The 25,922-nt window shown below is 64.2% G+C and carries 25 protein-coding genes; 14 read left to right on the plus strand and 11 right to left on the minus strand.

Features of this window, described 5'->3' with window-relative positions; all coding sequences use genetic code 11:
* Positions 1-27 precede the first annotated feature (27 nt).
* The gene (locus tag KG088_RS04420) at positions 28-927 is read left to right on the plus strand and encodes an NAD-dependent epimerase/dehydratase family protein (protein ID WP_213824282.1); all 900 of its coding nucleotides are present in this window, start codon (positions 28-30) and stop codon (positions 925-927) included.
* Here the strand turns inward: KG088_RS04420 and KG088_RS04425 are convergent.
* Positions 924-1,649 carry a winged helix-turn-helix transcriptional regulator gene (locus KG088_RS04425; RefSeq protein ID WP_250148077.1) on the minus strand — a complete coding sequence of 242 codons (726 nt, stop codon included), beginning with the start codon at positions 1,647-1,649 and terminating at the stop codon, positions 924-926. The two genes, KG088_RS04420 and KG088_RS04425, sit on opposite strands and share 4 nt — an antisense overlap.
* 169 nt (positions 1,650-1,818) lie before the next feature.
* Between KG088_RS04425 and KG088_RS04430 the strand changes: the two genes are divergently transcribed.
* A complete protein-coding gene (locus KG088_RS04430; RefSeq protein WP_213824284.1) occupies positions 1,819-2,754 on the plus strand; it encodes a carbon-nitrogen hydrolase family protein in 936 nt (311 codons plus the stop codon).
* A 19-nt stretch (positions 2,755-2,773) separates the two neighbouring features.
* Here KG088_RS04430 and KG088_RS04435 read toward each other — a convergent pair whose 3' ends face one another.
* The 5 genes from KG088_RS04435 to KG088_RS04455 form a co-directional block, all read right to left on the minus strand.
* Complete coding sequence (locus KG088_RS04435; RefSeq protein WP_213824285.1) at positions 2,774-3,745, minus strand: carbohydrate kinase family protein; 972 nt, start codon at positions 3,743-3,745, stop codon at positions 2,774-2,776.
* Positions 3,742-4,734, minus strand: coding sequence for a D-hexose-6-phosphate mutarotase (locus tag KG088_RS04440; RefSeq protein ID WP_213824286.1), 993 nt, complete (start codon positions 4,732-4,734; stop codon positions 3,742-3,744). Before KG088_RS04440 ends, KG088_RS04435 begins: the two co-directional genes overlap by 4 nt.
* A 59-nt stretch (positions 4,735-4,793) precedes the next feature.
* Complete coding sequence (gene glk, locus KG088_RS04445) at positions 4,794-5,762, minus strand: glucokinase (RefSeq protein ID WP_213824287.1); 969 nt, start codon at positions 5,760-5,762, stop codon at positions 4,794-4,796.
* Between the two features lie 12 nt (positions 5,763-5,774).
* The gene (edd, locus tag KG088_RS04450) at positions 5,775-7,661 is read right to left on the minus strand and encodes a phosphogluconate dehydratase (protein WP_213824288.1); all 1,887 of its coding nucleotides are present in this window, start codon (positions 7,659-7,661) and stop codon (positions 5,775-5,777) included.
* A 124-nt stretch (positions 7,662-7,785) separates the two neighbouring features.
* On the minus strand, positions 7,786-9,213 hold the full coding sequence (locus tag KG088_RS04455) for an aldehyde dehydrogenase family protein (RefSeq protein ID WP_213824289.1): 1,428 nt from the start codon (positions 9,211-9,213) through the stop codon (positions 7,786-7,788).
* Positions 9,214-9,320: 107 nt separating this feature from the next.
* Here KG088_RS04455 and KG088_RS04460 point away from each other — a divergent pair, with 107 nt between their 5' ends.
* The 12 genes from KG088_RS04460 to lpxL all read left to right on the plus strand — a co-directional run bounded on the left by KG088_RS04460 (position 9,321) and on the right by lpxL (position 20,238).
* The gene (locus tag KG088_RS04460; protein WP_213824290.1) at positions 9,321-10,469 is read left to right on the plus strand and encodes a GNAT family N-acetyltransferase; all 1,149 of its coding nucleotides are present in this window, start codon (positions 9,321-9,323) and stop codon (positions 10,467-10,469) included.
* 58 nt (positions 10,470-10,527) lie between these two features.
* Positions 10,528-10,884 (plus strand): cell division protein FtsB, encoded by a 357-nt coding sequence (gene ftsB, locus KG088_RS04465; RefSeq protein ID WP_213824291.1) that lies wholly within the window; start codon positions 10,528-10,530, stop codon positions 10,882-10,884.
* Positions 10,881-11,609, plus strand: coding sequence for a 2-C-methyl-D-erythritol 4-phosphate cytidylyltransferase (gene ispD / locus KG088_RS04470; RefSeq protein ID WP_213824292.1), 729 nt, complete (start codon positions 10,881-10,883; stop codon positions 11,607-11,609). The genes ftsB and ispD overlap by 4 nt, the downstream gene beginning before the upstream one ends.
* A gap of 7 nt (positions 11,610-11,616) precedes the next feature.
* Complete coding sequence (ispF, locus tag KG088_RS04475) at positions 11,617-12,114, plus strand: 2-C-methyl-D-erythritol 2,4-cyclodiphosphate synthase (RefSeq protein ID WP_213824293.1); 498 nt, start codon at positions 11,617-11,619, stop codon at positions 12,112-12,114.
* Positions 12,089-13,192, plus strand: a complete 1,104-nt coding sequence (gene truD, locus KG088_RS04480; protein ID WP_213824294.1) for a tRNA pseudouridine(13) synthase TruD — start codon at positions 12,089-12,091, stop codon at positions 13,190-13,192. Before ispF ends, truD begins: the two co-directional genes overlap by 26 nt.
* Before the next feature lie 25 nt (positions 13,193-13,217).
* Entirely contained in the window at positions 13,218-13,964 is a 747-nt protein-coding gene (gene surE, locus KG088_RS04485; RefSeq protein WP_213824295.1) for a 5'/3'-nucleotidase SurE, read from the plus strand.
* Complete coding sequence (locus KG088_RS04490) at positions 13,951-14,631, plus strand: protein-L-isoaspartate(D-aspartate) O-methyltransferase (RefSeq protein ID WP_213824296.1); 681 nt, start codon at positions 13,951-13,953, stop codon at positions 14,629-14,631. Before surE ends, KG088_RS04490 begins: the two co-directional genes overlap by 14 nt.
* Positions 14,628-15,695: a DUF368 domain-containing protein gene (locus KG088_RS04495; RefSeq protein ID WP_319941380.1), complete on the plus strand. Its 1,068-nt coding sequence runs from the start codon at positions 14,628-14,630 to the stop codon at positions 15,693-15,695. The genes KG088_RS04490 and KG088_RS04495 overlap by 4 nt, the downstream gene beginning before the upstream one ends.
* Complete coding sequence (locus tag KG088_RS04500; protein ID WP_213824297.1) at positions 15,688-16,899, plus strand: peptidoglycan DD-metalloendopeptidase family protein; 1,212 nt, start codon at positions 15,688-15,690, stop codon at positions 16,897-16,899. The genes KG088_RS04495 and KG088_RS04500 overlap by 8 nt, the downstream gene beginning before the upstream one ends.
* A gap of 246 nt (positions 16,900-17,145) precedes the next feature.
* Positions 17,146-18,144: an RNA polymerase sigma factor RpoS gene (gene rpoS / locus KG088_RS04505; protein WP_213824298.1), complete on the plus strand. Its 999-nt coding sequence runs from the start codon at positions 17,146-17,148 to the stop codon at positions 18,142-18,144.
* A 13-nt stretch (positions 18,145-18,157) separates the two neighbouring features.
* A complete protein-coding gene (gene alr, locus KG088_RS04510; RefSeq protein WP_213824299.1) occupies positions 18,158-19,264 on the plus strand; it encodes an alanine racemase in 1,107 nt (368 codons plus the stop codon).
* Between the two features lie 53 nt (positions 19,265-19,317).
* Entirely contained in the window at positions 19,318-20,238 is a 921-nt protein-coding gene (gene lpxL / locus KG088_RS04515) for an LpxL/LpxP family Kdo(2)-lipid IV(A) lauroyl/palmitoleoyl acyltransferase (RefSeq protein WP_213824300.1), read from the plus strand.
* On the opposite strand, the gene KG088_RS04520 is transcribed toward lpxL, so the two are convergent.
* The 5 genes from KG088_RS04520 to KG088_RS04540 all read right to left on the minus strand — a co-directional run bounded on the left by KG088_RS04520 (position 20,226) and on the right by KG088_RS04540 (position 25,852).
* Positions 20,226-21,569 (minus strand): DUF2254 domain-containing protein, encoded by a 1,344-nt coding sequence (locus KG088_RS04520; RefSeq protein ID WP_213824301.1) that lies wholly within the window; start codon positions 21,567-21,569, stop codon positions 20,226-20,228. The two genes, lpxL and KG088_RS04520, sit on opposite strands and share 13 nt — an antisense overlap.
* A 153-nt stretch (positions 21,570-21,722) precedes the next feature.
* Positions 21,723-23,384 (minus strand): energy-dependent translational throttle protein EttA, encoded by a 1,662-nt coding sequence (gene ettA, locus KG088_RS04525; RefSeq protein ID WP_213824302.1) that lies wholly within the window; start codon positions 23,382-23,384, stop codon positions 21,723-21,725.
* 156 nt (positions 23,385-23,540) lie between these two features.
* The gene (locus tag KG088_RS04530; RefSeq protein WP_213824303.1) at positions 23,541-23,738 is read right to left on the minus strand and encodes a PA3496 family putative envelope integrity protein; all 198 of its coding nucleotides are present in this window, start codon (positions 23,736-23,738) and stop codon (positions 23,541-23,543) included.
* A 228-nt stretch (positions 23,739-23,966) separates the two neighbouring features.
* A complete protein-coding gene (locus tag KG088_RS04535; RefSeq protein WP_213824304.1) occupies positions 23,967-24,401 on the minus strand; it encodes a PAS domain-containing protein in 435 nt (144 codons plus the stop codon).
* A gap of 137 nt (positions 24,402-24,538) precedes the next feature.
* Entirely contained in the window at positions 24,539-25,852 is a 1,314-nt protein-coding gene (locus KG088_RS04540; RefSeq protein ID WP_213824305.1) for an MFS transporter, read from the minus strand.
* Positions 25,853-25,922 lie beyond the last annotated feature (70 nt).

Raw genomic sequence — 25,922 nt, forward strand, 5'->3', positions numbered from 1 at the left:
TTATATTTCGTTCATTGAGGAGTCCAAATGCGTCTTCTGTTCACCGGCGGCAGCGGCAAGGCTGGCCGCCATGCGACTGCCTATCTGCGCGATCAGGGCCACAGAGTCACCAACCTGGATTGGACAGCGTCCGACGTGGCCGGCATCACAACTCTGAAGGTAGACCTGACCGACGCTGGCCAGGTATTTAATGCCTGCCAGGCCTACGCCGGGTTAGATGAGCTGGAACCGGGCACCGGTGTGCCGCGTTACGATGCCATCGTCCACTTCGCGGCCATACCGGCCATCCTGCACCGGCCGGACAACGAGACCTACCGCATCAATACGCTGAGTACCTATAATGTGCTTGATGCCGCCACCCGGCTGGGCATTCCCAAGGTCATCTTCGCCTCTAGCGAGACGACCTACGGCGTCTGTTTTGCCGATGGCGAGAAGAAACCGGACTACCTGCCGGTCGATGAAGACCACCCCACCGTGCCACAGGACAGCTATGCGATGAGCAAGGTGGTCAACGAGGTGACGGCGCGATCCTTTCAGGCGCGCTCGGGGATCGACATCTACGGCCTGCGTATCAACAACGTCATCGAACCGCACGAGTATACCGAGCTGTTTCCAGCCTTTCTGGATCAACCCGCCATGCGACGTCGCAATATCTTCGCCTACATCGACGCCCGCGACCTGGGGCAGATGGTCGACTGCTGCCTGAAGACGGATGGCCTGGGCTATGAGGTTTTCAACGTCGCCAATGACGATTTGTCGGTTGACCTGACCAACGCCCAGGTGATCGAACGCTTCTACCCAAGCGTACCGGTCAAGCGCGAGATGGGTGAATTCGAGACCTTCTACAGCAATGCGAAAGCCCGTCGCTTGGTCGGTTTCGCACCGCTCCATTCCTGGCGGAATGAGCTGGGGCTGGGGGCGTTTTAGTCGCAGGCCGGGGGCAATCCGTCAGACCCAAGCGGTTCATCGTGCAGCTTCGCGTATGAGCTGAGCACGAACCACTCACCGATACTGCGCTCGAGCACGGGCGATCCGATCAGCTGAATGCGGCCCGCGCGCAATTCATCTCCCAGCCGCGCACGGCCGAAGTAGACGGCGACCAGAGACCGCAGCTCGGCAAAGATGAACAGATCCACGTCGAAACCCGGATCGATGAAACACACGTCGGTCGGCGTGCCCGGGCGGGCGACAACCCAGAAATCCCTTGGTTCGCAAGCCTGCGCGGGATAGGAGAATTTCAGGACGATGCGCCGTTGCGGCAGCGCATCGGTCTCGATCGCGCGGCGCACGTTCCACATGAAGAATTTCGGCTCGAGCCAGCACAGCTGGTCTTCGGCGTCGGTGTGCCGGTAGGCCCACTTTCCCAAGGCGTCGAGAATAGGCTCGAGTTCCCGGGCCGCGTCGGTTCTCAGATATTCGACGGCTCCGCTCGCCCGATCCTCGACCCGCTCGACAAGGCCGCGCGCTTCGAGTTGCTTCAGCCGCTTGCTCAGGAGGGTGGGCGATATCCCGGGTACGCCGCGGCGGATGTCGTTGAAGCGGGTGGAGCCGCACCACATCTCGGTCAGAATGACCATCGTCCATCGCGGTTCGAGGACGTCGCAGGCCATCAGCATCGGACAGAACAGAGCGGTCTTTCTGATCGGCATCACGGGGCACCTCCCGCTTCAGGATGCTCCGCGATGCAGCCTGCGTCCAGTCCACATTCTGTACCGCTTCCGCTCCATCTTCTACACTATCGACCCGAACGGCGCCCGGCCAGACTTGTTAAGACCGCGCAATCGCGCGACTTGCAGTCCGAGCCTGGAGGATAGAGACATGCCTAAGATCGCCGTTGTTCAGCATCCCCCGATCTTTCTCAACAAGGAGAAATCCCTCGCACGCGCGCTGGACCTGATCGCCGAGGCCGCAGCGGCCGGAAGTGACATGATCGTTTTTCCGGAAACGTGGCTGCCCGGCTACCCGATGTTCATCTGGCGCCTGGCCCCGGGCCGGCACAAGGCGCAGACCGAGGCGCTCTACGCCCTGTCGCAGCGTAACTCGGTGGACCTCGGCCGTAACGATCTCACCCCCGTCCAGCAGGCCGCCAGGGAGCACGGGGTGGTCGTCGTCATGGGCCACCAGGAAATCGACAGCGCCTTCAGCGGCAGCACGCTCTACAACAGCGTGGCGATCATCGACGCCGATGGCCGCCTGCTGAACAATCATCGTAAGCTAATGCCCACCTGTCCCGAGCGCACCGTCTGGGGCTGTGGGGACGGATCGGCCTTGAAGGTCGTCGAAACCGCCGTGGGCCGCGTCGGGGCGCTGATCTGCTGGGAAAGCTACATGCCACTCGCGCGCTACGCGCTCTATGCCCAGAACATCGAGATCTATGTCGCTCCGACCTGGGACAGCGGTCCGTTCTGGCTCAACGCCATGCAGCACATCGCCCGTGAGGGCGGTTGCTGGACGGTCGGCTGCGCCACGACATGTCACGTCTCGGACATCCCCGAAGACCTTCCGCATCGCGAAGAGCTGTTTCCCGACCCCGAGGAATGGATCAACCCAGGCGATGCCGTCATCTACAAGCCCTTCGCGGGCCTGCACGCGGGTCCCATGTCCGAAGAGAAGGGCCTTCTCTATGCCGACATCGATCCGGAGGAGGTGAAGGCGTCGCGACGTCGTTTCGATGCCACAGGCCACTATGCGCGACCGGACGTCCTGCAACTCCGCGTGAACCGTGCGCCGCAACCCCCCGTCCTGTTCGAATAAAAGCGCAACGGGCGGGGGGCTATCCCCTGAGCCTTGCCAGGTCGTCTCGCGTCGGCAGGGAGGCATAGGCGCCGGGAAGGGTGACAGCATGAGCGCCGCAGCGGCATGCGGTTTGAACCGCATGCCGCAGAAAGTCGTGATCGTGATACCAGTCCCCGTCGACGCCCGTCCGTGCGGTGAGATCGACAAGCTCGGCCAGCAGGCCGCCGATGAAAGCGTCTCCGCCGGCCGTGGTATCCACCGCTGTGACCTTCGGCGGCATGACGCGCTCTTCCAGAATCGCACCCTTCAGCGTTACCTCGCCGGGCCCATCGGTAATGACCGCCAGCTTCACGCCGGCAGCGAGACGCTCGGCCAACCAGGCATCGCGGGGGTGGTCGGCACGCAGATAATCCAGCTCGTCGGCGGAGAGCTTGAGCAGATCGGCCGTATCGAGCAGGCGGGTGACCAGGCTGATATCCGCCGTGTTCTCCGCCCACAGATTATGACGCAGGTTGGCGTCCACACTCACCAGGCAGCCGGCGCGACGGGCCATGTCGGCCATCGCCAGGGTAGTCTCGGCTATCTCCGGCTCGGTAAGACTGTTGCTGCACAGGTGCAGGATCGCCGGTTCGGCGAAGACCCCGGCAGGTAGATGCTCCAGGCGATAAAGCAGATCCGCCGCCGGTGGTCGGTAGAAATCGAAGGTCCGCTCGCCGTCGGCATCGCGGGACACGAAGGCCAGCGCGGTGCGTGCCTCACGAGTGCGCACGACCCCCGAGGTGTCGACACCGTGGGCGGCGAGTTCCGCGGCGAGGAAGTCACCGAAATGATCCTCGCCCAGCATGCCAAGAAAGCGGCTGGGCACGCCCAGGCGCGCACAGGCCACGGCCACGTTGGCCGGCGCGCCACCCGCATAGGGCGTGAAGGTTTCCAGGCCACTGGACTGATCGCCCAGACGGCTCGAGAGCATGTCGACGAGGGCTTCACCGAAGGCGATGACGGGCGTCATGAGGGTTTCTCCAGGCTTAGGGTGGTACCCAGCAGGTGCTGGGCGCCGGGAACCAGCCATACCGGGTCGAGGCGGGTGTTGGCGGCCTCCACGCAGAGAAAGCGTCGGGCGGCGTCGATCGAGGTGTCGGCGGGCGTGGCTTCGCCGGGATTCCAGATCACTGCCGAATCGCTCCCTTGTCGCGCGATGCACAGGCGGCGGTGGCCATCGTCGAGCGTCAGCACGGCGTTGCTGTGGTAGATGCGGTCGAGCCCGCCCCGTACGCCCAGCTCGCCCTGTTGTTCGCGCTCGGCGAAGTCGGCCAGCTTGTCCAGGAAGCGGGCGCCGGGCAGGCCTTCGACGCGACAGGCGTAGGCGTCTTCCACCGCCAGGTAGGTATGCAAAGCGCCGCTGATCTTGATCGGCGTTTCACCGACGTGTTCGGTAATCAGCTCGACGTGCAGACGCTGGCCGTTGGCCTGAATCACTACCCGTGGGATCAGCTGGGTGTGGAGTCGCTGTGACGGTGAGAGGTGCAGTTCCACGCCGTCTTCGTGCTCGTCGACGGCTTCCAGCTGCCAGTCGGCCTGGCGTGCCAGGCCGTGCATCGGTCCGGACCGGTCCGGCGATTCATCGGCGGTATTCTCGTTGGCAAACCAGGGCCAGCAAAGGGGGATACCGCCGCGCATCGTCCCGGGCACGTCCTGTGGCGTCGGCGTCACCCATAGCCAGCCGCCGGGTACCAGGGCTTCTTCGCTCCGATCTGGGTAGGAAGTGCTGGCGCGCGTTCGCGTGTCTTCGGACGCGATAGAGAGCGGCGCGGAAGGTGAAGAGCCCTCAGCGTGCGCGGCTTCGGGCGCTGGTAAATAGTGCAGCACCTGGGCGCCCTGCAGTGATACCGCAAGCTGCCCCCAGTCTTCGTTGGCGAGCCAGACTTCCCTGCCTGCCCAGTTGTCACGGCGCTGGCCATGGGTCTCGTCGATCAGCGCGGCGAGCGATTCGGGAATCATTCCAGCTCCTCAGTCAAGCGGTTTATGCAGTAGCGTCGCGGCTCAGCGGGCTTCAAGAATCAGTGCACTTCATGGTTATGTAACGCCTCGGCGGCACCCAGCAGACCGGGCCACGGGGCGGTGACCACCTGAACTGGAATGGCGCCGGTATAGGCGCCCATTCGTCCCTTGGCGGTAAAGCCTTCACGAAAGCGACTCTGGGGTAGCCAGTCGAGCAGTCGCGGCAGGATGCCGCCGCATAGATAGACACCGCCGCGTGCCCCCATGATCAGCGCGGCATCGCCGCAGACATCGCCTAGGATTTTCAGGAATCGCAGCAGGGTATCACGGGCGATGCTGTCGCCGCTTTCCGCGGCCTGGGTGATTTCCGCAGGGCGCTGGTGGCGGGGTGGGGCGCCCTTTAGCGAGCAGTGGGCCAGGTACAGATCGACGAGCCCCTGGCCGCAGAGGATGCGCTCTACCGAGACGCGCCCGTAACGGTTGCGAAAGTGACGCAGCAAGTTTTCCTCGCGCTCGTCGGTGGGTGCGAAGGTGGCGTGGCCGCCCTCGGTGGGCAGCGGGATCCAGGCGTCCCGGGCCGGAACGAGCCCGGCGACGCCAAGGCCGGTGCCCGGTCCGATCACCAGCCGGGTGGCGTTAGGAACCGACTCACCGGCTTGTATCTCCACCAGTTCCTCAGCCGCTACGTGAGGTACCCCCAGCGCCTGGGCGGTGAAATCGTTGATCGCCTTGAACAGCGACAGGCCCAGCGCCAGCTCGGCCTCACGACGCGAAAAGCGCCAATGATTGTTGGTCATGGCGATCTGGTCGCCATCGATCGGGCAGGCGAAAGCCAGGCACGCCTCATGAGGCGCGTCGTCACCCACCCAGCCGACTCTGGCGAGGTAGTCGCGAGCGGCCTCGACCAGGCCAGGATAGTCCGCACAGGGCAGGCTCAGCATGTGCTGGGGCTCGAAGGCGCCCGGGGTCACCAGGGCGAAGCGCGCATTGGTACCGCCGATATCACCGATAAGGGCCGGGCGTGTCATAAGCGTAGCGCCTCAAGCATCCTCGTCATGAATCTGACCGGCCTGGCGGGCCAGGTCGTCAGCCTCGAAGCCACCGAATACCCCGGCTCCCTCCTCGCCGCGCATGGCCAGATGGCGGAAGCCACCGAACAGCTCGCGTCCCAGACCGACATGATAATGGTCGAGATCACCGACGTGCTTGGGGCGTTCGGCCCATGTGTGTGCATCGATCTTGACGGAAAGTTCGCCCTTGTCGGCATCCAGGCGCACGATGTCGCCATCCTTGAGTTTCGCCAGCGGGCCACCATCCAGCGCTTCGGGGCTAATATGGATGGCCGCCGGCACCTTGCCCGAGGCGCCGGACATGCGCCCATCGGTGACCAGGGCGACCTTGTAACCGCGGTCCTGCAGCACGCCCAGGTAGGGCGTCAGCTTGTGCAATTCGGGCATCCCGTTGGCCTTGGGGCCCTGGAAGCGCACCACAGCGATCACGTCGCGGTCCAGCTCGCCGGCCTCGAAGGCGCCCTTGAGGTCGTTCTGGTCCTCGAAGATCTTGATCGGTGCCTCGACCACGCGGTGCTCAGGCTTGACCGCCGAGACCTTGATTACGCCGCGGCCCAGATTGCCATCCAGCACGGTGAGCCCACCGGTGGGAGCGAAGGGGGTGGCCACACCGCGTAGCACCTCCTCGTCGAGGCTGGTCTCTGGGCCCTCCCGCCAGACCAGCTTGCCGTCCTCGAGGAAGGGTTCCTGGGTGTAGGCAGTCAGGTCGGTGCCAAACACCGTCGGAATATTCCCATGCAAGAGCCCGGCACCCAGCAGCTCACGGAACAGATAGCTCATGCCCCCGGCGGCCTGGAAGTGGTTGATGTCGGCCTGGCCGTTGGGATAGACCTGCATCAGGCTGGGGGTCACCGCGGAAAGGTCGGTGAAGTCCTCCCACGTGAGGGTCAGCCCCGCGGCGGCGGCCATGGCGACCAGGTGCAGGGTATGGTTGGTGGAGCCGCCGGAGGCCAGCAGGCCGACCACGGCGTTGACGATGGCGCGCTCGTCGATCTGCTTGTAGAAGGGGCGGTAGTCGCCTCCGGGCTCGGTATTGCGGACCGTCTGTTCGGTGGCGAAGCGCGTCAGCGCCTCGCGCATCTCGGTACCCGGATTGACGAAGGACGTGCCCGGTAAGTGCAGGCCCATCATCTCCATCATCAGCTGGTTGGAGTTGGCGGTGCCGTAGAAGGTGCAGGTGCCGGGGCTGTGGTAGGACTCCGATTCCGCCTCAAGGAGATCCTCGCGGCTGGCCTTGCCCTCGGCATAAAGCTGGCGGATGCGTGCCTTCTCCTTGTTGGGCAGGCCGCTGGGCATGGGGCCGGCGGGCACGAAGGTTGCCGGCAGGTGGCCGAAGCGCGCCGCGGCGATGAATAGCCCCGGCACGATCTTGTCGCACACCCCCAGGTACAGCGCGGCATCGAACATGTTGTGAGAGAGCCCCACGGCGGTCGCCATGGCGATGACGTCGCGGGAGAACAACGACAGCTCCATGCCCGGCTGACCCTGGGTGACACCGTCGCACATGGCCGGCACGCCGCCGGCGAACTGGGCGGTGGAGCCCATGGCACGGGCCGCCTCCTTGATGGTGGCGGGGAAGGACTCCAACGGCTGGTGGGCCGAGAGCATGTCGTTGTACGACGAGATGATTCCCAGGTTGGCCGAGTTCATCAGCTTGAGTGAGTTCTTGTCCGTCTCGCCGCAGGCGGCGAAGCCGTGGGCCAGGTTACCGCAGGAAAGCTCGCCGCGGTGCACGCCGCGCTTGTGCTGGTCGGCCATGCGGCTCTCGTAGAGGGCGCGACGCTCGGCGGAGCGCTCGCGGATGCGCTCGGTAACACGTTTCACGGTATCATTGAGCTCTGGAGTTGTGCTAGTCATGGGGCACCTCGAATTCAGGAATCAGTTATTTGGTAAACTTACCAATTGCTAGGGGCTTTCTGGCAACTTTACGCGTTTGTCGGGATTTTTTGTAGTTTTATTACCGAGTGCATTTTAGGCTAATTCAGAAGCCGAAAAGGCGTAATCTCCAGCGTCGCCAGGGCGGGACGAGCCGCTTCGTGGCGCTGTGAGGTGACGACGAAAGAACGCTGCGCTGATGACTGAACCGCTGGAAACCGGCCTCGCCGCGGTAGCTGCCGGTACCACTCTCACCTACGCCGCCGAACGGCAGGGCCGGAGCAGCGCCCGGCCAGAGGGTGTCGTCGAAGACCACACCACCGGACTGCGTGTGCGTCAAGATCTGCTGGCGTCTGGCCGGGTCACGGGTAAATGCGTAGAGCGCCAACGACCGCGCGCCGGTATCGACGTTCGCCCTGTCATTGACATGCGCCCCATCATTTACATGAGCTAGCGCAGCCTCGAAGTCGCGCATGCCGATGATGGGCAGCCAGGGGCCAAAGATTTCCTCCTGCATGACGTCAAGCCCTTCACTGGGGTCAATGATCAGCGTAGGTGGCAGCTTGGCATCCTGCTGGGTTTGCACCTCGCCAAGTGGAACGACACGACAACCATGGTCGCGTGCCTGCTCGAGCATGGCCTGGAGCCTGGCACGCTGGGAGGCGCCGAGGATCGCGGTGTAGTCCTTGCTGGCGGTGCCGTCGGGGTAGAAGGCATTGACGGCCTCGCGCAGCGCCTCGATGAAGGCGGGCACGCGGTAGGCATCGATCAACACGTGATCGGGCGCCAGGCAGGACTGGCCGGCATTGAACCACTTGCCGAAGGCGATGCGGCGGGCTGCGTGGGAAAGGTCGGCGTCGTCGGCAACGATGGCCGGCGACTTGCCGCCGAGCGCCAGGGTGATGGGCGTCAGGTTGGCGGCGGCGGCCCTGGCCACCTCACGCCCGGCTCGGGCACTACCGCTGAACAGCAGGTGGTCGAAGGGCAGGGTGGCGAAGGCCGCGCCAAGTTCCGCATCGCCAGGCGTCACGCACAGCTCCTCGGGGGCGAAATAGCGGGCGATTAGGCGAGTCATCAGTTCGCTGGTGGCGGGCGTATGCTCACTCGGCTTGATCATCACTCGATTGCCCGCGGCCAGCGCCGCGACGGCCGGCAGCAGCGCCAGCTGCCAGGGAGTGTTCGCCGGCGCGATGATGCCCACCACACCCAGGGGCTGATAATGAAGACGGCCGCTGGCGGGCTTCAGGCGCCAGGGAACGCGCGCGCGCCCTGGACGCATCCAGCGTTTCAGGTAGCGGCGCGCGTGATGCACCGCCTGGAGCAGAGGGGCGATTTCCGCCAGCCGCGTCTCGGCCTCGGCGCGATGCCCGAAGTCCCGATCGATCGCCTGGATGATCTCATCTCGATGATGCCGGGTCAGCGTGGCGAGACGCGCCAGGCGATCGCGACGGACCTGCGCCGTGGGGTACGGGTCGCAGGCGAAAGCGTGGCGCTGCAGTGCCAGTCGTGCCTGCAGTGCTCGGGCATCGGCCATTCGGATCTCCCGGATGAAGGGTGGAATCGGCTCGGGGGTCTGCGCACAATGTAGGCGCTAAGTCGGTGGCTTGTCAGCTACCGCGCATCTTTTCACCGGGAGCGTCCATGTCGCCAAGCCGTCCGCACGAGCTGGTCGTAAGAGAAGTGCCTGCCATCGAGGTCGTCGCGCCTGATGCCTGGAACGCCCTGATCGGTGACGACCATCCTTTTCTTCGTCACGAGTTCCTGCATGCACTGGAGGCTAGTGGCTCGGTAAGCCCGGCGACCGGCTGGGTGCCGCGACACCTGATCCTCTGGCAAGGGTCTGCTCTGGTCGGCATCATGCCGTTTTATCACAAGCATCATTCCTTCGGCGAATACGTGTTCGACTGGGCCTGGGCCGAGGCCTGGGAGCGCGCCGGTGGGCGCTATTACCCCAAGGGACTCACGGCCATACCCTATACGCCGGCGCCGGGCCCCCGTTTGTCGCTGGCGCCGGGGGTCGACGCCCGCGCCGCTCGCGAAGTGTTGGCCACGGCCTGGGAGGACGGAGAGCTGTCGAGTTGGCACCTGCTGTTCGCCGAACAGGCCGAGGTCGACGCCTGGCGCAGTGCGCGCCCCGACCTGCTGGCGCGTTACGGTGTGCAGTTCCAGTGGCAGGACCGCGACTATGGCGATTTCGATGGATTTTTGGCGGCGATGACTTCCAAGCGCCGCAAGGCGATTCGTCGCGAGCGCCGACTCGTAGCCGACCAGGGCCTGACCCTGCATCGCCTCACCGGTGAGCAGATCGACGACGTGGCGCTTGCCCATTTCTTTCGCTGCTACGAGATCACCTACCTCGAGCGGGGGCGCCACGGCTATCTCAACCAGGCGTTCTTTACGCTTCTGCGCCGGGCCATGCCCGAGGCGATGGTGCTGATTCAGGCTCGCCTCGATGGCGCACCAGTGGCGGCGGCGCTTTGCCTACAGGGCGCGCGCACCCTCTATGGTCGCTATTGGGGCAGTGAAGTAGTGGCCGACTGCCTGCACTTCGAGGCGTGCTATTACCAGGGAATCGAACATTGTCTGGCGGCGGGGTTGACCACCTTCGACCCCGGCACCCAGGGCGAGCACAAGCTCAGCCGCGGTTTCGCCCCCCGGCTTCTGACCTCACTGCATCATATCGACGACCCGGGCCTGCGTGACGCCGTGGCCCGCTTCTGCGTGCAGGAACGCGCCCATGTCGAGGCCTATGCGCAGTCGGCGAGGCAGGCATTGCCGTTTCGGGTGTGAGGCTGACAGGGGAAGGTGGCATAATGCCCGCCATTGTCGTATTAGACGGACGTACCGAATGCTCAAGTGGTTGGCCATCGTGCTCGTCGTCCTGCTTGCCCTGCTGCAGTATCGGCTGTGGCTAGGGCAGGGCGGTGTGCGGGAGTTGCAGGAAATTCGCCAGCGGGTCGCGGTTCTCGAGGAGGAAAACCGGCCGTTGCGTGATCGCAATGCCCGCCTGGCCGCCGAGGTGGTCGACCTCAAGACCGGCCTCGATGCCATCGAGGAGCGTGCGCGCAGCGACCTGGGCATGGTGCGTACCGACGAGCAGTTCTTCTGGGTGCCCGGCGTGGTGGTCGAGGTGACGCCTCCCCAGGCCAATGCCGAGCGCATGGAGGCGTCACCCGCCCCCGTTACACCAGAGGACGAACGATGAGCGAGACGCTGTGGCTGGTGGTGCCTGCCGCGGGGCAGGGTCGGCGCATGGGGGCAGAAATCCCCAAGCAGTACCTGTCTATCGATGGGCGTCCGGTGCTCGCGCATACATTGGCGCGACTCTATCAGGCGTTTCCCGCGTCGCGGCTGTGCCTTTGCCTCGATATTGAGGGCAGTAGCTTCGACCCCGCCTGGGTGCCGTTCGCCGGCTGGCGCCGAGTGACCGGTGGTGCCGAGCGGGTCGACTCGGTCATCCATGCCCTGGAGGCGATCGCCGGCGAGGCGGCGGACGATGACCTGGTACTGGTGCACGATGCGGCAAGACCCTGCGTCACCGTCGACGACCTGCAGCGGTTGGTGACCTGTCTCGCCGACGACCCGGTAGGGGGTCTGCTGGCCACGCGCGTGGCCGATACCATGAAGCGCGATGACGGCGAGGGTCGCGTGGCCGCAACGCAGCCGCGCAGCGATCTCTGGCATGCGCTGACGCCCCAGGGGTTCCGTTATGGCCTGTTGCGCCGTGCCCTGCGTCACGCCCGGGCAGGTGGCATCGCGGTGACTGACGAGGCCTCGGCCGTGGAAGCCCTCGGCCTGTCGCCCCAACTGGTGCCCGGGCGTCGCGACAATCTCAAGATCACCCATCCCGAGGACCTGGCGCTGGCCGCGCTGGTGCTGTCAGCCCAGGCCGCTATACCCTCGACAAAGACCACCATCCAACCATGTTGAGAACGCTATGATTCGCATTGGCCACGGTTTCGATGTGCATCGATTCGGCGAGGGCGACCGGCTGATGATCGGTGGCGTCGCTTTGCCTTTCGAACACGGCTTCGTCGCCCACTCCGATGGCGACGTGCTGTTGCATGCCGTCTGTGATGCCCTACTGGGCGCCTGTGCGCTCGGCGATATCGGCCACCACTTCCCTGACACCGACCCGGCCTGGGCCGGCGCCGACAGCCGCATGCTGCTGCGTCGGGTCATGGAGCGGGTAAAGGTGGCCGGTTATCGGCTCGGTAACCTGGATGCCACCGTGATCGCCCAGGCGCCCAAAATGGCGCCACACATTGCCGCGATGGTGGCCAATCTTGCGACGGATCTGGATGTCGAGAAAGGGGCGGTGAACGTCAAGGCCACCACTACCGAACGGCTGGGGTTTACCGGTCGCGGCGAGGGCATTGCCGCGGAAGCCGTGGTGCTGCTGCTCCGGCATGACACGGAGGCCGCGAGTGGATAATGCCGGGCTGGACGCTATCGACTGGCCGCCGGCCTGGCCGCGGGTGCTGGACGCGGCATTCGGCCCGCCGTTACCCGGTGAGTACCGCGCGAGCCCCGAGGATTTTCGGGTCGAGGAATGCCTGGGCTTCGCGCCGGAAGGCGAGGGCGAGCATCTTTGGCTGTGGGTCGAAAAGCGCGACCTGACCACGGCGATGGTGGCCCGCGAACTGGCCAGCTGCTGCGAGGTATCGCCAAGGTCGGTGGGCTATTCTGGCATGAAGGATCGCGTGGCGGTGACGCGGCAGTGGTTCTCGGTCCACTTGCCGGGGCGAGAGGCGCCCGGCGACCTGGTTGAGCGACTCGCGGCCCTGGGTATCCGCGTGCTGGACCAGGGGCGGCATCCTCGCAAGCTCAAGCGTGGCGTGCATCGCGCCAATCGCTTTCGCCTGCGTATCACGGGGCCGGCAGCCGCAGATCCGAGTCTCGAGGCGCGCTGGGCGCGGCTGTGCCGAGACGGTGTCGCCAACTATTTCGGGCCGCAGCGCTTCGGTCCCGACGGGCGCAACCTGGTGCGCGCTCGTGCCCTGCTGGCACGTGGATGGCGCAAGCGCGATGATCGTGACGGCATGCTGCTCTCGGCGACCCGCAGCCTGCTGTTCAATGAGTTGCTGGCCGCGCGAATCCGCGACGGCAGCGGGTCGATACCGCTACCCGGCGATGTGGTAATGCTCGACGGCACGGCCAGCCAGTTCAGTGTCGAGACGCCGGATGCCGAGCTGCTCCAGCGGGCCGCCCGGCTCGACCTGCACCCCACCGGCGTGCTGTGGGGCGTCGGTGACTCGGTGGCCGAGGGCGAGGCGCGCGCCTTCGAGGCGACGCTCCCCGAGCGCTATCCGGGGCTGTGCCAGGGGCTTGAACAGGCGGGCGTGCGACTCGCGCGCCGGACGCTGCGCCTGGCGCTGGCCGACGCCACGCTCGAGCGCCCCGCCGGCCCTGCAGGTGGGGAAGCAGCGGAGGCATTGCTGACGTTCAGCCTGCCCAGAGGCGCCTTCGCCACCGCGGTGCTGCGCGAATTGATTATGCAGCCCGGCCTGTGAGTCGGGAGGCCAACGAGGACACTCCATGCGACGACTGCTGCTTTCCAACGATGATGGGGTGCACGCCCCGGGGCTGCTCGCCCTCTATGAAGCCCTGATGCCCCATGCCAAGCTGCGCGTGGTGGCGCCGGATCGGGACAAGAGTGGTGCCAGCAACTCCCTGACCTTGAGTCGGCCGCTGGCGCTGTCGGCGCTCGACAACGGTTTCTACAGTGTTGATGGTACTCCGGCCGATTGCGTTTATCTCGGCGTTAACGGCGTCTGGGACGAGAAGCCCGATCTGGTGATCTCGGGCATCAACCATGGCGGTAACCTGGGCGACGATGTGCTCTATTCCGGCACCGTGGCCGCGGCCATGGAGGGGCGCAATCTGGGAATGGCGGCCATCGCCATGTCGCTGGTCGGGTCGCGTTACTTCGACACCGCCGGCCGAGTGGCGGCGAGTCTTGTCGGGGCGGCGGAGCAGCTCTCCCTGCCGCCACGCAGCCTGCTCAATGTCAACGTGCCCGACCTCCCTTGGGAAGAGATCCAGGGCTTTCGGGTCACGCGTACGGGCTACCGCGGCCCCGCTGCGCGACCGCTCGAGGTGTTGGATCCCCGGGGGCGCAAGCGTTATTGGATTGCCGCGGTGGGCGAGAACGCCGATGATGGGCCGGATACCGATTTCGCCGCCGTTGAGGCGGGTTTCGTCTCGATTACCCCGCTGCAGACCGACCTGACGCGGCATGCCACGATCGACGATGTCCAGGGCTGGCTGAATGCACTCACCTGAATCCGGAATCGACTTGCTGCGTGGCATCGGCATGACCTCGCAACGCACCCGCGACCGAATGGCTGATCGCCTTGCCGAACAGGGCATACGCGATCCCCGGGTGCTTGAGATCATGGCACGCGAGCCGCGACACCTGTTTCTCGACGAGGCTCTGTCGCATCGTGCCTATGAAGATACCTCGCTGCCTATCGGCCATGGCCAGACCCTGTCGCAGCCATGGATCGTCGCGCGGATGACCGAGTTGGTGATCCAGGCGCAACCGTCACGCGTGCTCGAGGTGGGCACCGGCTCTGGTTACCAGACCCTGGTGCTGTCGCGCCTGGTGCCGGAACTCTGGTCGGTGGAGCGGATCAATGCCCTGCATCACCGTGCTGGTCAACGGTTGCGCCGGCTGCAGGCCCGCAATACTCGACTGCGTTTGGCCGACGGTGGGCACGGTTGGCCGGAACAGGCGCCATTCGACGTCATCCTGCTCACGGCCTGTGCCAGCGCAATGCCCGTACCCCTGCTGACTCAGCTGGCAGATGCCGGCGTGTTAATCACGCCCCTGGCCGATGCGCAGGGGCAACAATGGCTGACCCGGGTGCAACGCCGGGGCTCGGCATTCGAACCACAGCGACTGGAGCCGGTACGCTTCGTGCCGCTGCTGGAAGGAGTCATTCGGTGAAGCGTTTTCTCGGTATCTTTCTCAGGGGCGCCGGCATGGGGGCGGCCGATGCGGTTCCCGGCGTCTCGGGCGGCACCATCGCCTTCGTCACCGGTATCTACGAAGAGCTGATTCACAGCATCAAGCAGTTCGGGCCTTCCGCCTTCGGCGCCTGGCGCCGCGGCGGCCTATCGGGCCTGACGATGCATCTCAATCTGCCCTTCCTCGTGCCCCTGATGGCAGGGGTCGCCGTCAGCCTGATCAGCGTGGCGCATCTGGTGGTCTGGTTGATGGCGGACCATCCGCTGTTGCTCAACGGCTTCTTCTTCGGACTGGTGGCCGCCTCGGCGCTGGTGGTGAGCCGGCATCCCGCCGATTGGCGCTGGTGGCATATTCTGCCACTCATCGTCGGGCTCCTGATGGCGCACTGGCTCCCCTCGCTGATGCCGATCATCGGGCTGCTCGGCAGCCAGAACCTGACGCTGCTGCTGGGTGGGGCGATCGCCATCAGCGCCATGCTGCTGCCGGGTGTATCGGGTAGCTTCCTGCTGCTGACCATGGGGCTCTACGGCACCGTCATGGACGGCATCCGGGGCTTCGACGTCGGCTTGCTGAGCATTTTCGGGCTGGGCTGCCTGTTCGGTCTTTTCGTCTTCTCACGTCTGCTCTCCTGGCTGCTGCAGCATCATCACACGGCCACCCTTCAGCTGCTGGTGGGCTTCATCATCGGCTCCCTGCCGGTACTCTGGCCCTGGCGAGAGCTGGTACGCTACCAGCTGGGCCCCGAGGGACAGATGATTCCCCTGGATTACCGTTACCTGACGCCCGGTGACTACGCCCTGCTGACAGGCGAGAGCGCGCAACTCGGCGGCATCGTGGTGCTGATCCTGATAGGCTCGACGCTGGTACTCTGGTTGGGTCGCACGGGCCGGACGCAGCCGTCTGCAGGGCCCGATGACGCCTCTTCGCAAGCCCCCGATCGGGACGGTTCGCCATCCCGGTCAGAGGTCGCTCACCATGCATCTTCATCTCAACGGACAAGCTCGTCTAAACGGACAAATAAGGAGGAAGGCTCCGATGCGTAAGGTTTTGCTGATTTCCAGCCTGTCTCTGGTACTGGCCGGCTGCGCCACCGAGCAGGCTCGAGAGCCATCCGTGCAGGTCCGCGACCTGTCGGCCAGTCGTGCGGACTCGTCCTCCTCTGACTACACCGTCCAAGCCGGCGATACGCTCTACGGTATTGCCTGGCGACACAATATGGACCATCGCGACCTGGCTCAGCGCAACAGCATCGGGCCTCCCTATCGCATCGAGCCCGGCCAGCGGTTGGTATTGAACGGTGACGGCGGTCAGGCGCAGGCCTCCTCAGGCGCTGACGACGAGGCCGGCAGCGAGCAACGCGGTGTAGTTGCCACCGGCCTCGGCACGGCCGATGAATCGGACGGGGATGTCGATTGGCTGCGTCCCGACGATGATGCCATCGAGCGCAATCGCCGGCTGACAGCCAGGCCGCTGGAAGATGCCGTCGGCGACCCCGACGCCGAAGGACTGAGCGAGACCGCCATGCTGGGCGCCGCGGCGGTGAGCGGTTCCAAGGATGGTCCCGGTCCCGTCTACAATTTCGAAAGCCCCGGGGCCGATGGCTCACTCAGCGAACGTGATGTCGCCGAGCGCGAGTCTCTCGAAGCGGAGCGTGTCGCCAGCGAAGCGACCCGGGAGACCGAGAGCCAGCAGGTCGCGATGTCTGAAGCGGACGATGCCGTCCAGGAGGAGCCGGCCAGCGAGACACAAGAAGACCCGACGAACACCGCAGCAAGTCGTGAGGAACCGGCGCCGAGGCAGGCGGATGCCGGCACCTCGGTTGCCGGTGAGCCGGCCTCGGAGCAGCAGTCCGGCCGTACCTACACACCGGTCGATGAAGTGCCGTGGCAGTGGCCGGTGGAGGGCGAAGTCGTCGGTCAATTCGGCGACGGTGGAAGCATCACCGCCGGGATTGATATCGCTGGACAAAAGGGGCAACCTGTCAAGGCGGCTGGCCCGGGAATCGTGGTCTATGCAGGCAGCGGCGTCAGGGGCTACGGCAACCTGATACTGCTCAAGCATAACGATCAGTTTCTCAGCGCCTACGCCCACAACGACAGCCTGATGGTCAAGGAAAACGACGTGGTCGAGGCCGGCGAAACCATTGCAACGATGGGCAACAGTGACGCCGAGGATACTCGACTCCATTTCGAGGTTCGCAAGGACGGCCAGCCCGAAAATCCCCTTGACTTCCTTCCATCACGCTGAGATTGATAGGAGCCCTTCACCTTGCAGACTTACCTTACAGGTACAGTGGTAGACGGCAGGAAAAGCCGAGTAAGGCGCATTGAAGGTGCTTCTTTAAGTATAATTAATACAGGTGTGGCGATACAGGATGCCCGGCCTTGGGTTATACGACCGATGCACCGCTGAGTCACACCGAAAAAAATGTTTGCGCCGATCCATCCGCCAAGGGACTAGCGGCTCTTGGACGCAACCACGGGGTAGCTATTGATGAGCATGCTTGAACGGGATCTTCAGGATGTGAATCTCGACAAGATCGAAGAGGCTGATGATGACGCCATCGAAAGAGATGACGACGAACCACGGCTCGATGAGGTGGCAAGCGTCGACGAGACGGCCTTCGAGAAGGCACTGAATCGCGAGGACCGCCATCATCATAGCCTCGATGCGACCCAGATCTATCTAAACGAGATCGGCTTCTCGCCGCTCCTGACGCCGGAAGAGGAGGTCTTCTACGGTCGCCTCTCCCAACAAGGCGACCCGATGGGTCGCTCACGGATGATCGAATCCAACCTGCGCCTGGTGGTCAAGATCGCCAGGCGCTATCTCAATCGTGGCCTGACGCTGCTCGATCTGATCGAGGAGGGCAATCTGGGGCTGATACGCGCCGTCGAGAAATTTGACCCCGAACGCGGGTTTCGTTTCTCGACCTATGCCACCTGGTGGATTCGTCAGACCATCGAGCGAGCACTGATGAACCAGACGCGCACAATCCGCCTGCCGATCCATGTCGTGAAGGAACTCAATATCTATCTGCGGGCGGCACGCGAGCTGACCCAGAAGCTCGATCACGAGGCCACCGCCGAGGAAATTGCCGACTATCTCGACAAGCCGGTGAGTGCCGTCAAGAAAATGATGGGGCTCAACGAGCGCGTGTCGTCGGTGGACTATCCGATGGGCGGCGAAAGCGACAAGCCCCTGATCGATACGCTGGCCGACGACAACGATCAGGGTCCCGAATCCTGCCTGGTCGACGGCGACGTCAAGCAGCACGTCGATGACTGGCTCGCCGAGCTCACCGAAAAGCAGATGGAGGTGGTCGTGCGCCGCTTCGGCCTGCGCGGGCATGAGGCGGCAACGCTCGAACAGGTGGGCGAGGAAATCGGCCTGACGCGCGAACGGGTCAGGCAGATTCAGGTCGAGGCCTTGAAAAAGCTGCGTCGAGTCCTCGACAAGCAAGGGCTCTCGCTGGACGCGATCTTCGAATGAGCAAACGCCTGGCATGAGCCGGCCGCTGATCGCCGATATCGATCTCGACGCTCTGCGGCACAATTACCGCCTCGCTCGAGGCCTCGCGCCTCACAGTCGAACCCTCGCCGTGCTCAAGGCCGATGGCTATGGGCACGGCGCCATTGCCTGTGCTCGTGCCCTAGCTGGGCTGGCTCCGGCCTTTGCCGTGGCCAGTCTGGAGGAGGCCGAGAGCCTGCGTGCGGCGGGCATCGCCACCCCCATTGTGCTGATGGAGGGCATCTTCGAGGCGGTCGAGCTCGGCGACGTTGAGGCGCTGAACTTGTGGATGGTCGTGCACAGCGACTGGCAACTCGAGGCGCTGCTCGCCCGTCGTCTCGCTCGTCCGATTCCGGTCTGGCTCAAGGTCGATTCCGGCATGCACCGCCTCGGCTTTACCCCCGAGCGTGCCGAAACGGTGTGGGAACGGCTGGCCGCATCGCCGGAGCAAGCGTGCGATCTGCACCTCATGAGCCATTTCGCCACCGCTGACGCCATGGACCCCGGCGTCTTCCAGCAGCAGATGGCCGTGCTGAGCGCGCTGGCCAAGCGGCTCGATGCACCGCTGTGCCTGGCCAACTCGCCGGCGACGCTGGCCTGGCCCCAGGCCTACGGTGCCTGGAATCGCCCGGGCGTTATGCTCTACGGCAGCGACCCCTTGGAGGCGTCCAGCGAGACGAGCCGCCAGTTGCGCCCGGTGATGACCCTGCGCTCGGCGATCATCGCCGTGCAGACGCTCGCCACCGGTGAGCCAGTGGGCTATGGCGGGCGATGGAGGGCCCCGCGTCCCTCGCGAATCGCGGTGGTGGCCGGTGGCTATGGCGATGGCTACGACCGGCACGCCGCAGACGGTTCGCCAGTGCTGGTGGCAGGCCGGCGCGCGGCCCTCGCCGGCAAGGTGTCGATGGACATGCTCACGGTCGATATCACGGACATTCCGGACGCTGATATCGGCAGCGAGGTAGTGTTGTGGGGGCGTGCCACGACGGGTGAATTTCTCTCCGTCGACGAGGTGGCCCGCCACTGCGATACCATCAGCTACACCCTGCTCACCGGAGTGCTGCCACGGGTGCCGAGGCGCTATCATGGCGGCGCTGACTAAGCGCTTACTCTTTTACGTTTCCAATGAACGTCACCAACGTCACGGGCCAGGGCATGCCACGTAAAGACCGACCCCCTTCGTTTTCCCATCCCTGCTACTGGTCCACCTGGCTGGCCATCGGCGCGATGCATGTCGCCGCCTGGCTGCCCTGGCGGCTCAAGCTGTGGATCGGCACGCTCATCGGTAGCCTGGCCCGGCGTTTCGCCGGGCGACGGCGGCGCATCACCGAGACCAACATCCGGCTGTGTTTTCCCGAGCTGAGCGAGGCGCAGCAGCAGGCGTTGGTCAAGGACACCTTTCGGGCCAACGGCATCGGCATCCTCGAGACGGCCACAGCCTGGTGTCGCGACCCTGAACATCTTCGTCATCGGGTGACCTTCAAGGGACAGGCACACATGGAACGTCTGCAGCGCCAAGGGCAGGGCGCGCTGATCCTGGGCATGCACTTCTCGACCCTCGACCTTGGGGCGGCACTGCATTCGCTGTTCTTCTCCGCGGATGCGGTCTACCGCCCCCACAACAACCCGCTCTTCGACCGCTTCATGGGTCGCGCCCGTCAAGATTACTTCGATGCCACCCTGGATCGTTTCGATCTGCGCGGGGTGGTCAGGCGGATCAAGGCCGGGCACTGCGTCTGGTATTCGCCGGACCAGGACTTCGGTCGCGATGCCAGCGTCTTCGCGCCTTTCTTCGGTATTCAGGCAGCTTCGGTCAGGATGACGGCGCGCATAGCGCGGATGACCGGAGCGCCGGTGATTCCGCTGATCTTTCATCGCAACCCCGATGATCGCACCTACACAATGGAGTATCTGCCGCCCCTGGAGGACTTTCCCAGTGGCGACGAGGTGGCCGATGCCACCCGCATCAACGCCATCATCGAAGCGGCCATCCGCAAGCATCCCGAGCAATACCTCTGGCTGCATCGACGCTTCAAGACCCGCCCCAAAGGCGAGCCGCGGTTCTATTCTCGATAGCCGAGGTGGTCGGGAAGCTCAAGGCGATGCTCGCCGCTGTTGAGGCGCGCGCTGATGAAGTCGCGATCCAGCCGGTGGTCGGCGGCGTCGGCCAGCGCGCCGATGACCCGCTCGGCATAGGCCTGCAGCAACCTTCGCTCCGCGCCTTCGGCATACAGGGAGAGGCTCTTCAACGCTTTGAGCAGGCTCAGGCCGATGGTCACGTCGTCGTGGCCGTAGTGGAGAATCGGCGTGAAAACCCGGTAGATCAGGCTCTCGAAGCTTTCCGCCGGCCAGGTGACGCGCAACCGGTTGTGTTCATCCACCAGGGCGTTACAGGGGTCGAAATCCAGCCGGCGCCGCAGCAGGTCGGTCAGCTGATTGACGCACAGGCGCGCGGTGCCCGGGTCGTTGATGCCGGGCGATAGCGCCTTGACGGCCATTTCCATCAGCTGCGTCAGGCCGTGTACATGCATGTCCTCGATCGATTCGCCCTCGCCATACAGCATATTTGCCAGCACTTCGTCGACCCACTCGCTATCAAGCCCGGAAGGCGCATCGACATACAGCAACGGGAAGTCGTCCAGCGTGAAATCCCCCGGGGAGAAATTCAAATAAATGACACCCTCAATGTTGGCGGCAAGCTCGGCAAGCTTGGCAAAGTTGGCGTTCTGGATGAAGCCTGTCTGGCGCGAGCGAATCTCGGTACGATGGCACGACGTGGGTGCCGCCGGAGGTATAGTGGCAGCCACCCGCATGTAGCGAGGCGATTGCTGACGATGCTTCAGGCTGGCCAGCGAATGGCTCGTTGCCAGATGCAGGCCTGCGACTACCGAGTTGACCTGCACCGTCTGGGAGGCCTTGTGAATGAAGTAGACGAACAGGGCGAGGCAGTGGATGACCATGACCACCCCCAGATAGGCCGCAAGCGAGCGCCATGTATCGGGAGTGACAGTGTTATCCGGCACCATCAGGAGCATCAGGATGAACAGGATGGTGCCCAGATAGTTGCCCAGCACCCATTGATGATGGCGCTCGGTCACCAGGCCAAAGACCAGCTTGTGAGAAAACTGGCCGCCGGCCTGTGACAGCACCGACATCACCATCGAAAAGCTGAACACCACCAGCGATATCATGCCGGCGATCAATGTCGAGAGCAGGGTGCGCAGGGTGTCGGTGTCGTTGAAGCGCACGAACTCAAGCCAGCCGGGCATTGAGATGAGTCCTTCATGCGGCACTACCGCGAGCAATCCGACCAGGAAATAGCCCAGCGCCAGGAGGCTGGGCAGGTAGGCGATACTCTGGCGAAACGCCTTGGTGACCTGCAGGGGGTATTGGAGCAGAGCGATCATCGACACATCCTTGCACGCCAGCACGAACGAATAGTGCGAGCCGGCTGGGCTAATGGAGCAAGCGCATAGGAGTAAATAGTATAAGTAGTTAGTACAAACAGAAGCCCCGCCTTAAACAGACGGGGCTTCTGTGCAAGCATGGCCAGCAAGGTATCAGGCGTCAATACGCTTGTACTTCATGCGGTGCGGGGTGTCATTACCGACGCGCTTGCGATGATCGGCCTCGTATTCGGTGTAATTGCCCTCGAAGAACTCCACCTGCGACTCGCCCTCGAAGGCGAGAATGTGCGTGGCGATGCGGTCGAGGAACCAGCGGTCGTGGGAGATCACCATGGCGCAACCGGGGAAGGCCAGCAGGGCCTCCTCGAGGGCACGCAGGGTTTCGATATCCAGGTCGTTCGACGGCTCGTCGAGCAGCAGCACGTTGGCGCCCTGCTTGAGGGTCTGGGCCAGCTGCAAGCGGCCGCGCTCGCCGCCCGAGAGCTCAGAAAGGCGCTTCTGTTGATCGTTGCCCTTGAAGTTGAAGCGACCCACATAGGCCCGCGACGATACCTCGTAGCCATTGATGTTGAGAATATCCTGACCGTCGGACACCGCTTCCCACACCGTCTGCTTGTTGTCCAGCGCGTCGCGCAGCTGCTCAACATAGGCGATCTCGACCGTATCGCCGAGAACCACCTCGCCGGCATCGGGCTGTTCCTGGCCGGTGATCAGTTTGAACAGCGTCGACTTGCCGGCGCCGTTACCACCGACGATGCCGACGAGAGCGCCCTTGGGAATGCTGAACGACAGGTTCTCGTAGAGCAGCTGGCCATCGAAGGCCTTGGCCACGTCGTGAAACTCGATGACCTTGTCGCCCAGGCGCGGGCCGGGCGGAATGTAGATCTCGTTGGTCTCGTTACGCTTCTGGAAATCGCCGGACTGCATCTCCTCGAAGCGGTTGAGGCGTGCCTTGCTCTTGGCCTGTCGACCCTTGGCATTGCTGCGCACCCACTCGAGCTCCTGCTTGATCGCCTTGTTCTTGGAGGCCTCCTGCTTGGCTTCCTTCTCGAGGCGTTTTTCCTTTGCCTCGAGCCACTGGGAATAGTTGCCCTCGAAGGGAATCCCCTGGCCGCGGTCCAGCTCGAGGATCCAGCCCGCCACGTTGTCGAGAAAGTAGCGGTCGTGGGTGACGGCCACCACGGTACCCGAGTAGTCGTGCAGGAAGCGTTCCAGCCACGCGACTGATTCAGCGTCCAGATGATTGGTGGGCTCGTCGAGCAGCAACATGTCCGGGTTGGAAAGCAGCAGGCGGCACAGGGCCACGCGGCGCCGCTCGCCACCGGACAGGTTGCCGACACGGGCTTCCCAGGGCGGCAGGCGCAATGCTTCGGCGGCGACCTCCAGCTTGCGCTCGAGATTATGGGCGTCGGATGCCTCGATGAGGTTCTCGAGCTTGGCCTGTTCGGCGGCCAGGGCGTCGAAGTCGGCATCCGGCTCGGCATAGGCGGCATAGACGGCATCGAGCTTCTCCTGAGCCCGCTTTATCTCGCCCAGTGCCTCCTCGACTGACTCGCGCACGTTCTTTTCGTCGTCGAGTTCTGGCTCCTGGGGCAGGTAGCCGATGTTGAGACCCGGCATGGGACGGGCTTCGCCCTCGATCTCGGTGTCGACGCCGGCCATGATGCGCAGCAGCGTCGATTTACCGGAGCCGTTCAAGCCCAGCACGCCGATCTTGGCGCCCGGAAAGAAGGACAGCGAGATATCCTTGAGGATATGTTTCTTGGGGGGCACGACCTTGCCCACCCGATTCATGGTGTAGACGTATTGCGCCATGGAATGCCACTTGGTTGGAGGATGTCAGTGGCCATGATGATAGTGGCCGGACCGTGGAAAGGCTAGCCTCATCGCGGCCGGCCACAGGAGAGTCGCGCCAATTCAGCGCGATGCCGGTGGTGCCTCGCCCGGCTTTTGCCTTGCCAGCCGCCTTGCCTACTCTTCGAGACGCCAGTCATCCTCGATGGCGCGCCGCAGGCGGCGGTCTTCCAGCAAAGCTTCGACACGCCGTCGCGCGCGCAGGGTATCGGCTCTGCTGCTGGGGCGTGAGCGACCATAATCGTCGTCGTTCATCGCATCGTGGGTGTCCAACTCGTCATCCAGCAATTCATTGACCAAGATACTGCGGCTCATTCGATGCCCTCCTTCATGTCCCATTCATATTCGTCCCAGCACATTCGTATCGCTTCTTGTCCGAATGCCGGGACATGAAGCGTCATCGGGCAACTGACGTTGCCTGCTGGCTATATATAGCGAGATGAAGGGGAGGGCAAGACCTTGCGGCAATTTTTTTCGTGTCGCTTTTGTTATCGCCTTGCTTTTATCAGCCTTGCTTTTTATTGCATTGCTGACTTGGGTGCTTCACTCAATACCATGGTCCTTCTTGAGACGCTCAAGTTCCATTTGGGCCTCGACGCGTTCGGTCACATCCTTCTGCACCCCGATGTAATAGGTAAGGTTGTCGTCTTCGTCGAACACGGGCGTGATCGAAAGCTCGTTGTAGAACAGGGTGCCGTCCTTGCGATAGTTGCGCAGCACCTCGCGACAGGCACGCCCCTCGGCAAGTGCCTTACGGATGGTCGTCAGCCCCGGCTGGTCGCGGTCCTCGTTCTGCAGGAAACGGCAGTCGCGATAGAGAATCTCGTCGGTGCTATAGCCGGTCAGGCGTTCGAAGCCCTTGTTCACATAGATCAGGATGTTTTCGTCGCCCTCCTGCTCGGCAACCACGATGCCGTCTTCCGAGGCGTCGATGACACGTTCCAGTAGTTCCGGGCTGATCAAGGGGGATCGTTTCATTCTGGACGTTCCATTCTGGGCATTCCTGTCGCGAATCCTGTTCTGGTCGCCAGGGATGACGACATCAGCACATACCAGTGTCTTACCACATCATGGCGAGGCGCGGGCGGGATTTCAACGCGTAAGGCCCAACGCGCCTATTCCACTTCGTCGAGACGCTGGGCACTCACCGCTGCGGCCAGCGCCATGATCGCCAGCAATACCAGCAGTGCCGCGGGTCCCAGCCACTGAGCCAGTGCCCCGACGACACCGCCCAACACCAGCATCAGCACGCCGGTGAAGGTATTGGACAGTGCCACGTAGAGCGCCCGGTTGTCGCTGCCTGCCATGTCGACGACATAGGTCTTGCGGCCGAGGCGAGCGCCGGTGTGCACGATCACCAACAAGGCATAGACCAGGGCGTATGGCACCACCGTTTCACTCCAGGCGCCCGGTAACCAGGCGACGGCCGCCCCGAGCAAACAGCAGACCGCCGCCCCCAGGCCGGCATCGCGCATGACGACCCGGCTGGAAGCATCGGCACGCTTGCCCCAGAGTGGGCTAGCCAGCATCCCGGCAAGCCCTGACACCACGATCAGGAGGCCCAGCCCACCGAGTTCGGCACCGCTCTGCCGCTGGCCGAGCAGGGCCACGTAGGGTAGGGCGAGCGCGCTTGAGAGCAGCAGGCCGCGCGCGACATTGAAGTGCCGGAAGGTGCGGTCGTCGCGCAGCAGGCGCAGTCCCAGCATCAGGCTGTCACGAACATTCTCGCCGCCCTCCACGGCGCCCGGTGTCTCGTGGATGCGCGCCGCGCACAGGGCATTCAGCGTCCAGCCCGCGGCCGCCACGCCCAGCAGCACGGCAAGCGCGAACTCGCCCGGGCGCTCGTCGAACAGCATCAGCACGGCACCGGCCAGCAGCGTCATCGCACCGGCCACGCTGCCACTCCAGCCCATGAGGTTGCCGCGGCGCTGCTTGGCGATCGTCTTGCCCATCACGTCCTTGGTGGCGATCGATGACAGTCCCCGGGCCAGCGACAGCATGACCAGCGCTAACAACACCAGCGCGCCGCCGAGCCCGCCCTGGCCGATCAGCGCCAGCAGGGCAAGGGCGACCGCAGCCAGGGCCTGCAAGGCGCCACCGACGACCCAGACCCACTTGCGCCGCGGTTTCAGGCGGATGAAGCCTGCCACGAACAGTTGCGGCAGCAGCGCGCCGGACTCACGGATCGGCACCAGCAGCCCGACCATCCATAGCGGCGCGCCGATTACCCCCAGCAGCCAGGGCAGGACCAGCCTGGCGCTGGAAAGCTCGTCGGCCAGCTTGTTGCCCAGCGACGCCAGCAGGTGGAGAAAGAAATGGCGGGGCTGCTCCTCGCAGGCTTCATCGGGGATATCCCGGCACATCCGGCTGTCCTCGTCGCCGGTAAGCCACTCATAGAGGCGTGTCTGACTGATCGGGGGTGAGGCCATCGGCGGGTCCTGGCTGCTATCATCGGTCAACGATTGTTTTAGCTCGCCCATTGTCACGACACGGAGGTTG

The sequence above is a fragment of the Halomonas jincaotanensis genome (assembly GCF_018448785.1).
Classification (GTDB): domain Bacteria; phylum Pseudomonadota; class Gammaproteobacteria; order Pseudomonadales; family Halomonadaceae; genus Halomonas; species Halomonas jincaotanensis.

Coding starts and splice junctions, on each gene's coding strand:
- KG088_RS04540 (WP_213824305.1), bottom strand. CDS start 25,852: ATGGCCTCACCCCCGATCAGTCAGACACGCCTCTATGAGTGGCTTACC.
- KG088_RS04440 (WP_213824286.1), bottom strand. CDS start 4,734: ATGATTCCCGAATCGCTCGCCGCGCTGATCGACGAGACCCATGGCCAG.
- surE (WP_213824295.1), top strand. CDS start 13,218: ATGCGACGACTGCTGCTTTCCAACGATGATGGGGTGCACGCCCCGGGG.
- truD (WP_213824294.1), top strand. CDS start 12,089: ATGACACGGAGGCCGCGAGTGGATAATGCCGGGCTGGACGCTATCGAC.
- rpoS (WP_213824298.1), top strand. CDS start 17,146: ATGAGCATGCTTGAACGGGATCTTCAGGATGTGAATCTCGACAAGATC.
- alr (WP_213824299.1), top strand. CDS start 18,158: ATGAGCCGGCCGCTGATCGCCGATATCGATCTCGACGCTCTGCGGCAC.
- ftsB (WP_213824291.1), top strand. CDS start 10,528: ATGCTCAAGTGGTTGGCCATCGTGCTCGTCGTCCTGCTTGCCCTGCTG.
- KG088_RS04430 (WP_213824284.1), top strand. CDS start 1,819: ATGCCTAAGATCGCCGTTGTTCAGCATCCCCCGATCTTTCTCAACAAG.
- KG088_RS04530 (WP_213824303.1), bottom strand. CDS start 23,738: ATGAGCCGCAGTATCTTGGTCAATGAATTGCTGGATGACGAGTTGGAC.
- KG088_RS04490 (WP_213824296.1), top strand. CDS start 13,951: ATGCACTCACCTGAATCCGGAATCGACTTGCTGCGTGGCATCGGCATG.
- KG088_RS04460 (WP_213824290.1), top strand. CDS start 9,321: ATGTCGCCAAGCCGTCCGCACGAGCTGGTCGTAAGAGAAGTGCCTGCC.
- KG088_RS04520 (WP_213824301.1), bottom strand. CDS start 21,569: ATGATCGCTCTGCTCCAATACCCCCTGCAGGTCACCAAGGCGTTTCGC.
- edd (WP_213824288.1), bottom strand. CDS start 7,661: ATGACTAGCACAACTCCAGAGCTCAATGATACCGTGAAACGTGTTACC.
- lpxL (WP_213824300.1), top strand. CDS start 19,318: ATGCCACGTAAAGACCGACCCCCTTCGTTTTCCCATCCCTGCTACTGG.
- ispF (WP_213824293.1), top strand. CDS start 11,617: ATGATTCGCATTGGCCACGGTTTCGATGTGCATCGATTCGGCGAGGGC.
- ettA (WP_213824302.1), bottom strand. CDS start 23,384: ATGGCGCAATACGTCTACACCATGAATCGGGTGGGCAAGGTCGTGCCC.
- KG088_RS04455 (WP_213824289.1), bottom strand. CDS start 9,213: ATGGCCGATGCCCGAGCACTGCAGGCACGACTGGCACTGCAGCGCCAC.
- glk (WP_213824287.1), bottom strand. CDS start 5,762: ATGACACGCCCGGCCCTTATCGGTGATATCGGCGGTACCAATGCGCGC.
- KG088_RS04435 (WP_213824285.1), bottom strand. CDS start 3,745: ATGACGCCCGTCATCGCCTTCGGTGAAGCCCTCGTCGACATGCTCTCG.
- ispD (WP_213824292.1), top strand. CDS start 10,881: ATGAGCGAGACGCTGTGGCTGGTGGTGCCTGCCGCGGGGCAGGGTCGG.
- KG088_RS04535 (WP_213824304.1), bottom strand. CDS start 24,401: ATGAAACGATCCCCCTTGATCAGCCCGGAACTACTGGAACGTGTCATC.
- KG088_RS04500 (WP_213824297.1), top strand. CDS start 15,688: ATGCGTAAGGTTTTGCTGATTTCCAGCCTGTCTCTGGTACTGGCCGGC.
- KG088_RS04420 (WP_213824282.1), top strand. CDS start 28: ATGCGTCTTCTGTTCACCGGCGGCAGCGGCAAGGCTGGCCGCCATGCG.
- KG088_RS04425 (WP_250148077.1), bottom strand. CDS start 1,649: ATGCCGATCAGAAAGACCGCTCTGTTCTGTCCGATGCTGATGGCCTGC.